This is a genomic window from Streptomyces sp. NBC_00162 (assembly GCF_024611995.1).
Classification (GTDB): Bacteria; Actinomycetota; Actinomycetes; order Streptomycetales; family Streptomycetaceae; genus Streptomyces.
Genome location: NZ_CP102509.1, coordinates 8,501,504 through 8,516,290, shown reverse-complemented (window position 1 = coordinate 8,516,290; position 14,787 = coordinate 8,501,504). Strand labels below are relative to the sequence as shown.

The window sequence follows — 14,787 nt, the reverse complement described above, 5'->3', positions numbered from 1 at the left end:
GGGGCCGCGAGCCGTCGCTCGTGGATGCGCCGGGCTGCCGGCCCGGGCGTCGTGTGCGGCCAGGCCGACGGCTACGCCGGGGTGCTGTTCTCGGTCATGGCTGCGCACCGAACGGGACGCGGCCCACACGACGCTCAGCATGCTCCGCTCCCGTTGAGGACGCCGGAAGCCTCATGGCCACCAGCTGGGTCCGCGACGCCCTGGACGGTGGCACCGCCCGAACGGGCGCCGAAGCCAGCCGCGCCCGCCGAGCCCTCAACGACCACGCCAAGTAGACCGGACAGTGACCCCGACGACCACCGTTGTCTACGCCCGCGAACCGATTCCCAGCACGGGCCCGAACGTCTTCCTTGCCGGACCGACGCCACGCGCCGCCGGCGACGTCTCCTCCTGGCGGCGGGCCGCCATCGATGAACTTTCCGCCCGATGGACCGGCGAGCAACGGCTGACCGTACTCACCCCGGAATCCCGCGGCAGCGTCCGGGCCCAGCACTACGACGACCAAGTCGGCTGGGAGACCGCAGCCCGCGCCGCCGCCCACGCGATCCTGTTCTGGATCCCCCGCGACCTGCAGACGCTCCCGGGGTTCACCACCAACGTCGAGTTCAGCCTCGACGTCGCCACCGGCAGGGCCGTCCTCGGGTACCCGCCCGACTGCCCCAACCCCGAGCGCAACCGCTACCTGATCTACGCCGCCCCGCCGCCACGGGGTACCCGTAGCCGAGACCCTGCACGACACCGTGGCTGCCGCCCTCGCCCTCGTCACGGCCGGAACCCCTCGGTAGTCCGGTAAAGCGCGAGCGGACTGAACTCCTGGCCCGCGCCCTCCGGGACCGCGGCCGCGAGGTCGAAGCTGAGCCCCTGCACGTCCATCTGCCGTGCGTGCTCGAGACGGCCACCCGATCCCATGATCCGTTGCATGTTCCGCCGCTGCGGCCACACCCCCGGCACCCTCTCCCCCGAGACGAATCGCGGCCGGGGCGCGGTCGACTGGTGAACCGCGCACGGCGTTTCGGCGCCGGCCGAATGAGGTGCGGTGCCGTCGGCTCTTCCCGGCGGCACCGCGCGCCCTACACATGCCGTTTGCCTCAGATGCCGACCACTCCCTTCGGTGCTTCACTGGGCATATCGCGTGAATCGCTCCCTATTCGTCATGAGAAGGGCGATCGGCATGCGCAGCTACGATCAAGCGAGGAACCAGCGCCTGACGGCTGAAACCACGAGGAAGCTCATGGGCGTCCCGGTGGACGTTCCGGCGGATCTGGCGCTGAGGATCGGTGGCGCAGACCCCCTTCCCCTCCAGTGGTGCGAGTGTTCGACGGACCCATGTGACTGCGACGGACCCATCATCTGGCTACCGGAAGAAGCGATCCGCGAACGAGTACCCACTGACCGCCGCACAAGAGACGGGGAGCAGCTGTACGAATTCCGAGTCGACCTGAATGCCACCATCGCCGTTGAACTCACGATTCGGACGCGAGCTGGCGACCTCGGCAATGCGAGGGGCCGGTTGCCGTCTGAACCACCTCGGCTGACTCATCGGCTGTCTACGGATCACTGCGGGTGTAAAGGCCCGACGACTAGGATCGACTCTTCGGGCGTCTACGCAGGTACGACGTGCGCCGGTGGTGTTCAGTACGAGATGTACGTCGATTCGGATGGACTGAGCACCACCGTCCACTACGTGGCCATCGGAAGTTGCTGACCCGCGCGGACACATATGCCAGGCGCGGAGCTCATCCGACCGCGCCACCCGGAACTGCCCGAGGAAATTCATCGGGGTGTCGGTGGTCTCTGAGTACAGCCACTGCGGTTCCTCCAGCCAGTGCGGCAGACCGCCCAGCCTAGTGCCGTCCGTGACTGCTGCCTCGGCGTCACTCGCCGGGTGGTAGGACCGCAGGGCATGCCGGTGGCGAAGATCGCCGAAGTGTCGTTCAGCAGTGACGACCGGATCCGCGACGTGATCCATCACTTCAACACGGACGGCTTCGACTCGCTGTATCCGAAGTATGCCGGTGGCCGGCCCAGGACGTTCACGCTGTCCGAGCGACGCGAGATCAAGAAGATCGCCAAGTCCAAACCGGCCGAGCACGACCTGCCGTTCTCGACCTGGAGCCTGACCAAGCTGGCCGATTTCCTGGTTGCCGAGGGGGTGGTCGACGACATCAGCCACGAGGGTCTGCGCATTCTGCTCCGCGAGGAAGGCGTCTCGTTTCAACGCCTGAAGACCTGGAAGACCTCCCGCGACCCGGACTACGCGGGGAAGAAAGCCCCCGTGGAGCACCTTTACGCGATCGCCGATGGCGAGGTGATACCCGAAGACGGCGAGCCCGAGGTCATCTTCTGCATGGACGAGTTCGGACCCCTCAATCTGATACCCCACCCCGGGAATCAGTGGGCTGAACGAGGAGGTACGCACAAGGATCCCGACCGTGAGCCCCGCCGCAGGCGGCGGGCGACCTACAACCGCTACGGCGGAGTGCGGCGGCACCTGTTCGCCGCCCTGGACCTGGCCAAGGACAGGCTCTACGGTCACATCAAGCCGGTCAAGAAGCGGACGCAGTTCCTGGAGTTCTGCCGCTACCTGCGCAGCCTCTACCCGCTCGAGGTCCGGATCGCGATCGTCAGTGACAACTTCTCCCCGCACCTGACCACGAAGAAGTGCCGTCGCGTCGGCACCTGGGCTGCGGCGAACAACGTCGAGATGGCCTACACCCCGACCAACAGCTCCTGGCTCAACCGCATCGAAGCCCAGTTCACCGCCCTGCGCTACTTCACCCTCGACGGCACCGACCACGCCGACCACAAAGAGCAGGGCAGCATGATCCGCCGCTACATCATCTGGCGAAACCACCATGCCGACGACCGGCGCCTACGCGCCGTCGTCGACAGGGCGAACGTTGCCTGATACGGCACTAGATACACCCGCTGGGCGGAGCTGGTGCCGGGCAGGACACAGCCCTCACCGGCTACCACCAGTGAGGGACCCGCTCAAGGCCTGAGCCGGTCCTGCTGCACGTCGAAACAGACCAGCCCCGTGGACTGCGCCACGGCTGCCGCGTAGGCCGACGCTTCCTCGGCCATGCTCCACCGCATCGGGAAGTAGATCAACGGCCCGCCCGCTTCGCCACTCGCATTAGATCCGGCCGTGCCGGTCGGCACTCCCTGCCGACGGCGGCGGCGGTGTCATCAGTCGAGCCAGTCCAGAGGGATCAGGGCGGTGCGGTTGCCTTCGGCATCGGGGCGCCAGTTGCCGATGACGGCATCTTGGAACCAGCCTTCGGGCAGCAGGTTCGCATGGTCGCAAACGATGATCTGAAGCGCTCCCCGGTCAAGCCGTACCACGTCGCTGAGGAGCTCGAAGTAAGCGGTCACCGTGCGCCGAAACCGAGCGTCGACTCGCGGACATCGCCATCGGCATGACGGCCTGGGCCAAGCGACTCAACCTCGGGGAGCTGCAGACGCCTTCGAAGTGGGGTCAGCCTGACGCCCCACTGCGGGTGCGGCAGGTGTGCGAGGCACGTGGCCGTAAGCCGCCCTGCGTCTCCGGAACCTGCCCGCTCACCTGCGGCAAGCGGCAAGCAGGCCCGGCGAGTCGGACCGGATCCGCCGGTTCGACGTACGCAGGCGCGATCGGCCCGGGCGGACTCATCCATGAGCATTGTTGCCGCTTGACCTGCTGCGATGGCCTTTGGGGCTTCAGTAACGCCGACAGCCCGTCACGTTTCGTTGCGCTTCAGGTCGGCCTCGATCGCGTACGCGTCACCACCTACGACTGGAGGTCTTCAGGTGCTGGTGCGACTCGGCGGCAGGGTCGCGCGACCATGGGCCACGGCACCAGCACAAGAGGAACATAGGTATCAAATAGACATGGAGTCGGGCCTTATCCCGTAATGTCAGAATTACGAATCGTCAAGAGTCGGCGCCTTTAGGAGGCAGCCTGTGTCCCTTCACGCCAATGGGTCCGAGCCCGAGGCCGGATCCCGGACTGGAGTGTGGTTCGTCGGGGCCCGGGGCTCCGTCGCCGTTACGGCGGTTGCGGGGTGCGCCGCCGTTACCGCCGGGCTGCTGCCGCCGACCGGCATGGTTACCGAGACCCCGCCGTTCGCGGGGAGCGGGCTGCCCTCCCTGTCCTCGTTCGTCTTCGGAGGGCACGACACGGCAGGCGACCCGCTGTCCAAGAAGGCGGAGTCGCTGGCCGCTGCGGGAGTGCTGCCACACGGTCTGCCGTCAGCGGTGCGCGCTGAACTTGACGCCGCTGACGCGGAGATACGGATCGGCGGACCGCTGCCCGCAGACCCCCGAGGCGACGAGGAACTGATCGCGGGCTTCGCGGCCGACATCGCCGGCTTCGCGAGCCGATGCGGTGCGGCTCGCACGGTCGTGGTCAACGTCGCCACCACGGAGCCCGCGCCCGCTGCGGGCGACGCCCCTCTGCCCCCAGTTCGCTGTACGCGGCGGCCGCGCTGCGCGCCGGATGCCCCTATGTCAACTTCACGCCGTCCCTGGGCCTGCGTCACACGGCGCTGCGCGCGGCGGCCCGCGACGCGGCGGTGCCCCACGCGGGCCGGGACGGCAAGACCGGGCAGACCCTACTCCGGGCCGTGCTCGCGCCCATGTTCCGACAGCGCGCACTGGACGTGCGCGCCTGGTCCGGAACGAACCTGCTCGGCGGAGGGGACGGCGCCGCGCTGGCGGACCCCGGGGCTGCTGCCGCCAAGAACGCCGGCAAGAACCGGACGCTGCACGACACCCTCGGTTCGCTGCCCGAAGGAAAGGTGCACATCGACAACGTCCCGGTGCTGGGGGACTGGAAGACTGCCTGGGACCACATCGCCTTTGACGGCTTCCTCGGTGCGCGGATGTTCCTGCAGACGATCTGGCAGGGCTGTGACTCGGCGCTGGCCGCACCCCTGGTCCTCGACCTGGTGCGGCTGCTTGCCCGCGCCCACGAGGCGGGGATCACGGGCCCACGCCCGGAGCTGGGATTCTACTTCAAGGACCCCGACGGCGGCTCCTCGGCGCTGGCCGACCAGTACACGGCCCTGCTGGGCTTCGCCGAGCGCCTGCGGAAGCCACGGTGATGCCGGCCGACGGCCGGGGAACCGCCGCGCGGCCTGCGTCCCGGCTGCGTGCCTGGGCAGAACTCCTGAGAGTCTCCGCCCTGGTCACGGTTCCGGGTGATGCGCTCGCCGGGGCGGCGGCCACTGGGGACCGGCCGACCCGCGGTACCGGGCTCGCGATGGGCGCCTCACTGTGCCTGTACGCGGCAGGGATGGCCCTCAACGACTGGGCGGACCAGAACGAGGACGCGACCTGCCGACCGCACCGCCCGCTCCCCTCCGGTCGGATCAGGCCGGGCACCGCGCTCGCGGCCTCGGCTGGCCTGACAGCGGCCGGCCTGGCGCTGGCTCACCAGGCGGGCCGCGAAGCCGCGCGGACCGCGGCGGTCCTCGCGGCCACGGTGTGGGCGTATGACCTGGGCCTGAAGCGGACCAAGGCAGGCCCGGCAGTCATGACGGCAGCCCGCTGCCTGGACCTGCTCCTGGGCGCCGCGGCGACGTCCCGCTCAGGAACGCGGGCGGCACTGGGCCCGGCGGCCGCCCTGGGAGCACACACCTTCGCCGTCACGATGGTCTCCCGCCACGAGGTGCTGGGCGGCTCGCGGACCGCCCCCTTGCCGCGCTCGGCACGACGGCGGTGGTGGGGATCGTGACGAGCCGTCGGCGCGGACTCGGGCGGCGTCGGAGCCGTTCCCCCGAGGGCCCCACCCGGGCCGGGCTCGCGGCCGGGTTGGCGGCCGGGTTCGCGGCCACGGTCGCGGGGCCGTTGATCCGTGCAGTGCTCGACCCCTCGCCCGCCCGCACCCGGCAGGCCGTCGGTGGCGGGATCCGGGCGATGATCCCACTGCAGGCTGCACTGGCGGCGCGGGACGGCTCGGTCGGTGCCGCGGCGGCCATCATCGCCCTGGCGCCGGCCGCGCGGAGGCTCTCACGGAGGGTCAGTCCAACATGAGCCTGCGACTCGGCTACGGCACCAACGGCCTGACCGACCTCAGGCTCGACGACGCCCTCGTACTCCTCGCCGACCTGGGCTACGACGGGGTTGGGCTGACCCTCGACCACATGCACCTGGACCCGGCAGCCCCCGATGCGCTCGCCCGTGCCCGGCAGGTGGCGCGGCGCCTCGCGCGGCTCGGCCTCGGCGTGACCGTCGAGACCGGCGCGCGCTACATCCTCGACCCTCGGCGCAAGCACGGACCCTCTCTGATCGACCCCGACCCCGAAGCGCGCGCCATCAGGACCCGGCTGCTGGTGACCGCCGTGCACATCGCCGCCGAACTCGGGGCGCACGCCGTGCACTGCTTCAGCGGCACCGTGCCGGACGGAGCGGATGACGACACCTCGTGGAAGCGGCTCGGCCAAGCGCTCGAACCGGTACTCGCTGCGGCGGAACGCGAAGGGCTATCCCTCGCCGTCGAGCCCGAGCCCGGCCACCTCCTCGGCACCCTCGCCGACTTCCACCGCCTGCGCGCCGACCTCGGCGACCCGGATGTCCTTGGCCTCACCCTGGACATCGGGCACTGCCAGTGCCTCGAGCCCGAGCCGCCCGCCGACTGCGTGCGGGCCGCCGCACCCTGGCTGCGGCACGTTCAAATCGAGGACATGCGCCGCGCGGTCCACGAGCATCTGCCCTTCGGCGAAGGCGAGATCGACTTCCCGCCCGTCCTCGATGCCCTGAGCACCGTGGGCTACCGGGGCTTGACCGTTGTCGAACTGCCCCGGCACTCGCACATGGGCCCGGACCTCGCCGAGCGCTCCCTGCGCTTCCTGCGAAACGGAGGCACATCGTGACCACCCCACCGGCAATCACGAGAGCGGCAGCGGACGAGGCCGTTCACAGCCCTCGGCGAGCGGCTGCCGCCCGCCGCCCGGGTCTGGCTCGACGCTGCCCTTGCCGAGGCGGCCACACCCGCAGCCCCGGCCGGACACCGGCGGAACCTGCCAGCCTGGGAGTTGCGCTTCGCCGAGGCCGGCCGCCACTGCGGTTCGGAGGCCGCAGCCGACACGGCGCGCATCCTGCTGCTGCACACCGCAGGCGCCGGCGCCGCCACCGTGGCGCGGCTCTACCGCCGGGGCACCGCCGACGAACGCCGCGCCGTGCTGCTCGCCCTGCCCGGCTTGGAGCTCGCCCCTGCGGAAGGGCTGCCGCTCGTGGAGGACGCGTTGCGAACCAGCGACACCCGCCTGATCGCCGCTGCAGTCGGCCCGTACGCCGCCGAACACCTCGCCCCGCACGCCTGGCGACACGCGGTCCTCAAGTGCCTGTGCACCGGGGTCCCCGTGGCCGCGGTCGCCGGCCTGGCCAGGCGGGCCCGCGGCGACGCCGAACTCGCGCGCATGCTCGCCGACCACACCGGCGAAAGCACAGCCGCCGGCCGCCCCGTCCCCGTCGACCTGTACCTCGTCCAAGCCCTGACCACAGAGGCGGAGGCGCCCTGATGCGCATCTTCGACCCGCATATCCATATGACCTCCCGCACCACCGACGACTACGAGGCCATGCGCGCGGCGGGCGTGCGGGCCGTCGTCGAGCCCTCGTTCTGGCTGGGCCAGCCGCGCACCTCGCCCGCCAGCTTCCTCGACTACTTCGACTCACTGCTCGGCTGGGAGCCCTACCGCGCCGCCCAGTACGGCATCACCCACCACTGCGCGATCGCCCTCAACCCCAAGGAGGCCAACGACCCACGGTGCGTGCCCGTCATCGACGAACTGTCGCGCTACCTCGTCAAAGACCACGTCGTCGCCGTCGGCGAGATCGGCTACGATTCCCAGACCCCCGCCGAGGACACCGCGTTCGCCGCCCAGCTCCAGCTCGCCCACGACCACGGGCTTCCCGCCCTCGTCCACACCCCACACCGGGACAAGCTCAACGGCCTACGCCGCACCATCGACGTCGTGCGCGAGTCGGCCCTCCCTCCGGAGCGGGTGCTGCTCGACCACCTCAACGAGACCACGGCCAAGGAGGCCAAGGACAGCGGCGCCTGGCTCGGCTTCTCCGTCTACCCGGACACCAAGATGGACGTGGACCGCATGGTCGCCGTCCTCAAGGACTTCGGGACCGAACGCGTCGTGGTCAACTCCGCCGCGGACTGGGGTAGAAGCGACCCCCTCACGACCCGCAAGGTCGGCGATGCCATGCTGGGGGCTGGGTTCGGCGAGGACGATGCCGACCAGGTGCTGTGGCGCAACCCCGTGGCATTCTACGGACTGAGCGGACGGCTGAGCCTCGACCGCGGCAGACCGGACGCCCCCTACGAGGGCAACTCCATCCTGCGCGGCGAGGAGTAGGCCCCCGTGCGCTTCCGCCACCCCAACGGCGACGTCGTCCACCTCGCTTACTGCACGAACGTCCACCCGGCCGAGACCCTCGACGGGGTGCTAGCCCAACTCCGCGACCACCGCGAGCCGGTGCGACGGCTGCTCAGGCGGGACCGGCTCGGCATCGGCCTGTGGCTCTCCAGCGACGCAGTCCGCACCCTGACCGCGGACCCCGCCGCCCTGCGCCGACTGCGCTCCGAACTCGACCGGCGCGGCCTCGAGGTCGTCACCCTCAACGGCTTCCCCTATGAAGGATTCGGCGCCGCCGAGGTCAAGTACCGCGTCTACCAGCCCGACTGGACCGACCCCAGGCGTCTGGCCCACACCGCCGACCTGGCCAGGCTCCTCACCACACTGTTGCCGGACGACGTCGCAGAGGGCACCGTCTCGACTCTGCCCGTCGCCTGGCGCACCCCCTTCGACGCGGCCCGGGCGCGTGCCGCCCGTGCCGCCCTGGCCACGCTCGCGGAACGGCTCGCCACCCTCGAGGCGGAGACCGGCCGCCGCGTCCGGGTGGGCCTGGAGCCGGAGCCCGGCTGCGTGATCGAGACCACTGCCGAAGCCATCGCACAGCTCACCACCGTCCCCGGCGACCGCATCGGCGTCTGCCTGGACACATGCCACCTCGCCACCTGCTTCGAGGACCCGCGCACCGCGCTCAACGCTCTCCAGGCCGCCCGGATCCCCGTGCCCAAGGTCCAGCTCTCCGCCGCGCTGCACGCCGAGCACCCCTGTCTGCCCGAAGTACGCGAGGCCCTCGCGGCATTCGCCGAGCCCCGCTTCCTACACCAGACCCGCACCCGGACCGCCGCCGGCCTGCTCGGCACCGATGATCTCGCGGAGGCGCTAGTCGGCGGCGTCCTGCCGGACGATTCGCCGTGGCGCGCGCACTTCCATGTTCCCCTGCACGCACCGCCCTCCCCTCCGCTGACCTCCACCACCGACGTGCTCCGGGACACCCTGGAACATCTCATCGGCGGCCCGGCGCCGCTGAGCCGCCACCTCGAGGTCGAGACCTACACCTGGCAGGTCCTCCCCTCGGAGCTGCGCCCCGACGGCCCCGGCCAGCTCGCCGACGGCATCGCCGCCGAACTGGCCTTCGCCCGCGACCTCCTTGTCGACCTGGGCCTCAAGGAGCTGCCATGACAGGTCACCGCCCGCCACGGCCCCTCCTCGTCCTCGACGTCGCGGCCCTGACCCCGCGCCTACTCGACTACATGCCCCGCCTCGCCACGCTGGCCCGGTCCGGTTCATGGGCGCACCTGGGGACGGTGCTGCCCGCCGTGACCTGTGCGGCACAGTCCACCTTCCTCACCGGCACGCTCCCAGCGGAACACGGCGCCGTGGGCAACGGCTGGTACTTCCGCGAACTCGGCGAGGTGCTCCTGTGGCGTCAGCACAACAGACTGGTCCACGGCGACAAACTGTGGGACGCGGCCCGGCGCGCCTACCCCGGCTACACCGTCGCCAACGTCTGCTGGTGGTACGCGATGGGCGCAGAGACCGACATCACCGTCACCCCCCGCCCCGTCTACCGCGCCGACGGCCGCAAGGAGCCCGACTGCTACACCCGCCCGCCCCGGCTCCACGACGAGCTCACCCGGGCGCTCGGCACCTTCCCCTTGTTCCGCTTCTGGGGACCGGGCGCGGGCATCGAATCAAGCCGCTGGATCGCCGAGGCCACCCGCCACATCATGCGCTCCAGCGCTCGGACCTCGTTCTGTCCTACCTGCCGCACCTCGACTATGACCTGCAACGGTATGGCCCCGACGACTCGCGCTCCCAGCGGGCCGCCGCCGAACTCGACTCCGTGATCACCCCGCTCGTTGACGACGCCGAGGCCGAGGGCCGCACCGTCGTCGTCCTGTCCGAGTACGGCATCACCCTGTCAGCCGCCCGGTCGACATCAACCGGGCCCTGCGCCGCGCCGGACTGCTCGAGGTGCATACCCAGGAGGGCATGGAGTACCTCGACCCTGCGGCCTCACGCGCCTTCGCGGTGGCCGACCACCAGGTAGCGCACGTCTACGTGCGCCGTCCGGAGGACTTGGAGGCTGCCCGCGGGGCGCTCCTGGCCCTCGACGGCGTGGAACGACTCCTCGACGACCGGGGCAAGAAGGACCACGGCCTGGACCACCCGCGCTCGGGTGACCTGGTCGCCGTGGCCGAGCCCGGCGCCTGGTTCACGTATTACTACTGGCTGGACGACGCGGCCGCCCCGGACTTCGCCCGGACGGTAGAGATCCACCGCAAGCCCGGCTACGACCCCGCCGAGCTGTTCTTGGACCCCCTCGATCCCTGGGTGAGAGCCAGGGCGATGTGGGCGCTCGCCCGCAAAAAACTCGGCATGCGCTACCACATGGCAGTCGTACCCCTCGACCCGTCGCCCGTCCGCGGCAGCCACGGCCGCCTGCCTGAGGACCCCGATGACGGGCCGGTCATCGTGTGCTCGGCTTCCGGTGCCGTCTGCGGTCGGGTCGAGGCCACCGATGTGAAGCCGCTGCTCCTGCGGCTGGCGGGCCTCGGGTAGCGCGTACCCGGCCCACCAGGAGCCCGTTGCCGGGACAGCGGGCCTGCGGGTTTCCTCGCCCCAGGACAAAGACACGTGAGGATTCGTCTCCGGCCTGCGCCACGACGCACTGCCCACAGCGGGCCCGGCGCATGCCGCTGCTCGTTGCATCGTGGTCGGCCTCGCCGTTCTCCTGCTGACCGCGGTATCCGATCGGTGCCGGTGGTTTGCGCCGCTGCTGTCGGCGGTGGCGCCGGAGGGGCTCTGGCCTGCGGCCCCGGACGCCGCACCAGGAGTCCGGGCCTGGCCGGGCAATGCTCCGGCCAGGCCATGGACCCACATGCGCGAGTGGCGGTCGTGGAGGTGGTGGCCGCCTGGCGCCGCGTCAGACCTGGAAGCTCGGCCCCAGGACGGTATCGGCGCCGGGAGCGGACGGGTGCTGGAACAGCTCCTTGGCGCGGACCTCGACGGAGTACATCAGCGAGACTGCCTCCTGTAGGTGCTCAGGGTGCCCGTTGAAGACCCGGTCCAGGGCCCCGAGGAGATCACCGTACGTCCGGTCGCTCAGCTCGGACGCGAGCCGGCCAGGGGAGTCCTGCGGAATCGCGGACGTATCGGGGTCGTCCATCACCGGGTACACGCCGTCCGGGTCGAAGGGGATCTCCTCGCCCTCGAACACCCATGCGCCATCCTTCTGGATCAGGCGTCTGCCTCTGACGACCTGCTGGAACCGGTAGTAGTGGGAGGGCTGCCCCTGATACTCGGGGTTGCCGATGGTGCCTTCGCCCTGATGGATGATCTCGTAGATCGCGGAGTGGGCGGTGGCAACGTCGTACACCCTGTGGAGGTTCCCCGGCGACTCGCCGGGCCAGTTCAGCACCTGGGGCCTGTCCCTTCCTGTGAAGATGCCGTCCCCCATCTCGCTGATCTTTCTGGCCACCTGTGTGTAGAGCCACCCGATGGTGAACTCCTCGAACTCCGCCTCCTGGAAGAAGGTCCTCAGTGGGGAGAACAAATGGGTGTCCAGATCCTCCGCCGAAATGGCCTGAGCCATCTTGACAGTGTTGTTCTGGGGCGACTCGTAGTGGTAGGACGTTACCTCGCCCAGCTCGTTGAGCTCGATCCGCTCGGGGACGACTGGCTCTGGATAGCGCGTCCTCGCCTTGGTGAGAGGTCGCTCGGGCTTCTCGATCCCCATGAACACGTCGCGGATCTGCTGGATCGAACACCGGCGCAGCGAGACGACGAGGTCGGGGAGTACGCCGGCGGGCAAGTGGTTCGGGTAGGTCGGCACGAATCCCGGCCGACCGATCCGGGGCTTCCCGCCCAACGCGGTCAGGATGTTGGCTACCAGGGTCATGTGCAGCATCTCCTGCATCACCACGCCCCGGATGATCTCGGCCACCTCGCGGTTACTGCCGGGCTTGAGGGAGAACAGCGCGTACAGGTACGGCGGAATGGTGGAGTGCTCAAGTTCGAGGGCGAGCTGGAGTGCGTGGCGCAGGTCATCGACGTTCCGGAGCGCCAGGAAGGGGGCCGCTCCTGGCGCAGCCACCTCACGATCGCGTCCCGCTTGCCCGGCGACAGGTCGCGGGTGACCGGCATGTGGCTCGGTGAATCCATGGGCTCGGTGAGGACGTGCTGCAGGCGGTGCTTGTACTTGACGACGTCGTGGTAGTTCGCCAGGTCGAGTACGTCCCGCATCACCGGGTACAGGTTGGCGTACTGCTGGAGGATCGGCTTGACGTCGGGGATCCAGGCGATGTCGGCCGGCTCCTTGTACTCGTCCCAGACCAGCACGTTGAGCTGGTCTTCCTTGAGCATCACGGTCCCGCTGCCGCTCGAGTACTCCGGGCCGTAATCGACGTTGTAGACCTGTCCGTCGATATAGCCGCGCGGGTTGCCCGGGTCGGTCGCCGTCAGTCGGACCGTGGCCTGCCCTCGCTGATCGGTGGTTACGGGCTGGATCGGCTGGAGCCCGCCTCGCTCGCTCATCGGGATCGGCGGTGCGACCAGCGAGTTGTCGTCGGAATGCCGCTTGGCTTCTTCCATGGCGGCGTTGCCGAAAACAATCTTGACGTTGGCGGCCGGCTCGCCGAACCGGGTGGCGTGGACGGTGGTGGCCGGGCCCTCCCCGCCTGCACCGGCGGGTAGACACGGAAGACGACGTCGTCGGCGCGGGCGAAACTGGCGTCGCTGTTCTCCTCCAGCAGCACGGTGCCGTCGAGAGTCCTCAGGGCGAGCCGACGGTCCGAGAACGTCGCCTTGCCCTGCCCGAGTTGGATGGTGGCGATGCCCGCGCGCTCGGTGAGGAACCTGTCGTCGAGGGGGCCGAGCTGAGCCAGCACATCCGGCTCGCCGCCGCCCTTCGGCAGGGCCACCACCTGAAGGAGGCCGATGCTGTCGAGGGGAGGGCCGCCGGGGGTACTGGTGGGGACGCTGTTGCCCAGATCGATGTGCAGCCGGTCCTGCCCGTCGATGCGGCACGGCGCGTCCATGAGAGGTCCGCCCTCGGCTGGGCTGCGCAGTCGGCGCGCCGCGGTGAAGTGCCGGGGCTCTCCGGACGCGGTCGGCCCGATGGAGCCCACGATACGGCCCGTGCCGAACCGCGGCGAGTCCCAGTCGGCTTCGTAGCCGTCGAGCATGAACTTGATGGACAACTCGTCATCGGCCGTGCTCTCCACCAGTTCCTTCAGGAACGTCGACGACCCCGTGTCCGTCTGGTCAGGGCTGAGCCTGATGACGGACTGGTAGGCGGCGGAGTACCCGTCCAGACCTGTGGCTTGGGGGCAGCGCGCCCACAGGTCGACGAACGAGGCGTGGCGGAAGTCCCCGTACAGCACTGGCCGCTGCCCGCTGTCGAACAGCCGAAGCCCCAGGCCCCAGATCTGGGAGACGCCCTGCTGCACTGGGTCCAGATCCTGGATCTTTGCGCTGACGCGATCGCCGTCGTCCATCAGGGAGCCGCCGACGACGGGCTCGATCGCACCGGACGTCACCAGGCGGCCATCCGCCCCCACGACGCTGGTCACCCTGCAGCCGCGCAGGCGGAACGAGGCGCTTCCCCGTGGATTCCACCAGCCGTCCTTCGCGGACCGACTGCGTCTGTGAAAACGAGGTTGGAACGTGTCGTTGTTGAAGTGCCTTGGGTCGTTGTTGACGGTGGAAGGGTCGAAAACGAACCTTCCTGAGAAGTGCAGGCGCGGGAACTGAAGATAACTCAACGGAAACTCCGTTCGGACGCGGGAGGCTTACCGGACACGTATCCGGTGTTGGCCAGGATGGGCGGTGCGGAGACTCGGCGGTGGCAGGCGCCCCGTTCATGCCTCGCCCGGCGGTCAAGGAATCAAGCCGAACGGGTGAGGCTTTCGTGGAATTCCCCGACATCCCGGGGAACGGCTGGCAAGGCGCCAGAAACGCTCGTGGAACCGCCTGGCCCGTATGGATCGCGCGGCGGCCGCCGAGTCAAGGCTGGCGCCGGCGGGTGTCTGGCTCTACCACGACCACTCCATCTGCGACATGGAGAACGTCGGGCTCGGAGTGATCGGGATCATCGTGATCCACAACCCTGCGGATGACCGGAACGAGGTGGACGTCCGGCTCCCCGGCGACCCGACGTCAGCCGATCCCGCCCTGCTGCCGGATCGCGTTGAACACGTCACGTAAGTCGACCACGGCCGGCTGGCCGGTGGGCCGACATTCGAGTCGGGCGTTGGGGCCTTGACCCCAACACATCCTCGCCCTGACCGCAGCCACCTGGCACAACCGGGCCAACGGAACACCCATCACCCGATCACTCATCGCCTACGACCACTGACCAGCACTTCGGAATTACTCGTCTACCGCGGAATCGGGGGCAGAGTCGCCGGGCAGGTCGAGGGCGAGGCCTCTGTGACCTG

Annotated in this window: 10 protein-coding genes and 4 pseudogenes; 10 read left to right on the top strand and 4 right to left on the bottom strand. The window is 69.7% G+C overall.

Annotated elements, in window-relative coordinates:
• Positions 1 to 283: 283 nt before the first annotated feature.
• Both JIW86_RS39435 and JIW86_RS39430 read left to right on the top strand, forming a co-directional pair.
• On the top strand, positions 284 to 793 hold the full coding sequence (locus JIW86_RS39435) for a nucleoside 2-deoxyribosyltransferase domain-containing protein (protein ID WP_257559086.1): 510 nt from the start codon (positions 284 to 286) through the stop codon (positions 791 to 793).
• A gap of 1,104 nt (positions 794 to 1,897) precedes the next feature.
• A pseudogene (locus JIW86_RS39430) lies at positions 1,898 to 2,908 on the top strand (IS630 family transposase); the annotation flags it as partial.
• 281 nt (positions 2,909 to 3,189) lie between these two features.
• Here JIW86_RS39430 and JIW86_RS39425 read toward each other — a convergent pair.
• A complete protein-coding gene (locus JIW86_RS39425) occupies positions 3,190 to 3,375 on the bottom strand; it encodes a DUF3732 domain-containing protein (protein WP_257559084.1) in 186 nt (61 codons plus the stop codon).
• A 567-nt stretch (positions 3,376 to 3,942) separates the two neighbouring features.
• Here JIW86_RS39425 and JIW86_RS39420 point away from each other — a divergent pair.
• From JIW86_RS39420 to JIW86_RS39390, 7 genes and pseudogenes are all read left to right on the top strand, one after another.
• Positions 3,943 to 5,084: pseudogene (locus tag JIW86_RS39420) on the top strand (inositol-3-phosphate synthase).
• Positions 5,084 to 6,015: pseudogene (locus tag JIW86_RS39415) on the top strand (SCO3242 family prenyltransferase). The pseudogenes JIW86_RS39420 and JIW86_RS39415 overlap by 1 nt, the downstream one beginning before the upstream one ends.
• Positions 6,012 to 6,854, top strand: coding sequence for a sugar phosphate isomerase/epimerase family protein (locus JIW86_RS39410; RefSeq protein WP_215150676.1), 843 nt, complete (start codon positions 6,012 to 6,014; stop codon positions 6,852 to 6,854). The pseudogene JIW86_RS39415 and the gene JIW86_RS39410 overlap by 4 nt, the downstream one beginning before the upstream one ends.
• A gap of 63 nt (positions 6,855 to 6,917) precedes the next feature.
• Positions 6,918 to 7,502 carry an EboA domain-containing protein gene (locus JIW86_RS39405; protein ID WP_257559621.1) on the top strand — a complete coding sequence of 195 codons (585 nt, stop codon included), beginning with the start codon at positions 6,918 to 6,920 and terminating at the stop codon, positions 7,500 to 7,502.
• Positions 7,502 to 8,350 carry a TatD family hydrolase gene (locus JIW86_RS39400; RefSeq protein ID WP_215150674.1) on the top strand — a complete coding sequence of 283 codons (849 nt, stop codon included), beginning with the start codon at positions 7,502 to 7,504 and terminating at the stop codon, positions 8,348 to 8,350. The genes JIW86_RS39405 and JIW86_RS39400 overlap by 1 nt, the downstream gene beginning before the upstream one ends.
• A 6-nt stretch (positions 8,351 to 8,356) precedes the next feature.
• On the top strand, positions 8,357 to 9,526 hold the full coding sequence (eboE, locus tag JIW86_RS39395) for a metabolite traffic protein EboE (RefSeq protein ID WP_257559083.1): 1,170 nt from the start codon (positions 8,357 to 8,359) through the stop codon (positions 9,524 to 9,526).
• Positions 9,523 to 10,909, top strand: a pseudogene (locus tag JIW86_RS39390) (alkaline phosphatase family protein). The gene eboE and the pseudogene JIW86_RS39390 overlap by 4 nt, the downstream one beginning before the upstream one ends.
• Positions 10,910 to 11,273: 364 nt before the next feature.
• Here the strand turns inward: JIW86_RS39390 and JIW86_RS39385 are convergent.
• The 3 genes from JIW86_RS39385 to JIW86_RS39375 are packed head-to-tail and all read right to left on the bottom strand — an operon-like array spanning position 11,274 to position 14,112.
• The gene (locus tag JIW86_RS39385) at positions 11,274 to 12,326 is read right to left on the bottom strand and encodes a ferritin-like domain-containing protein (protein WP_257559620.1); all 1,053 of its coding nucleotides are present in this window, start codon (positions 12,324 to 12,326) and stop codon (positions 11,274 to 11,276) included.
• Positions 12,266 to 12,883, bottom strand: a complete 618-nt coding sequence (locus tag JIW86_RS39380; RefSeq protein WP_257559082.1) for a hypothetical protein — start codon at positions 12,881 to 12,883, stop codon at positions 12,266 to 12,268. The genes JIW86_RS39385 and JIW86_RS39380 overlap by 61 nt, the downstream gene beginning before the upstream one ends.
• The gene (locus JIW86_RS39375) at positions 12,880 to 14,112 is read right to left on the bottom strand and encodes a hypothetical protein (RefSeq protein ID WP_257559081.1); all 1,233 of its coding nucleotides are present in this window, start codon (positions 14,110 to 14,112) and stop codon (positions 12,880 to 12,882) included. The genes JIW86_RS39380 and JIW86_RS39375 overlap by 4 nt, the downstream gene beginning before the upstream one ends.
• A gap of 217 nt (positions 14,113 to 14,329) precedes the next feature.
• On the opposite strand from JIW86_RS39375, the gene JIW86_RS39370 reads away from it, so the two are divergent.
• Complete coding sequence (locus JIW86_RS39370; protein ID WP_257559080.1) at positions 14,330 to 14,554, top strand: hypothetical protein; 225 nt, start codon at positions 14,330 to 14,332, stop codon at positions 14,552 to 14,554.
• Positions 14,555 to 14,787 lie beyond the last annotated feature (233 nt).

Excerpts from the sequence above, each read along its gene's own strand:
- JIW86_RS39410 (WP_215150676.1), top strand. The coding sequence starts at position 6,012 with ATGAGCCTGCGACTCGGCTACGGCACCAACGGCCTGACCGACCTCAGG.
- JIW86_RS39400 (WP_215150674.1), top strand. The coding sequence starts at position 7,502 with ATGCGCATCTTCGACCCGCATATCCATATGACCTCCCGCACCACCGAC.
- JIW86_RS39380 (WP_257559082.1), bottom strand. The coding sequence starts at position 12,883 with ATGAGCGAGCGAGGCGGGCTCCAGCCGATCCAGCCCGTAACCACCGAT.
- JIW86_RS39370 (WP_257559080.1), top strand. The coding sequence starts at position 14,330 with ATGGATCGCGCGGCGGCCGCCGAGTCAAGGCTGGCGCCGGCGGGTGTC.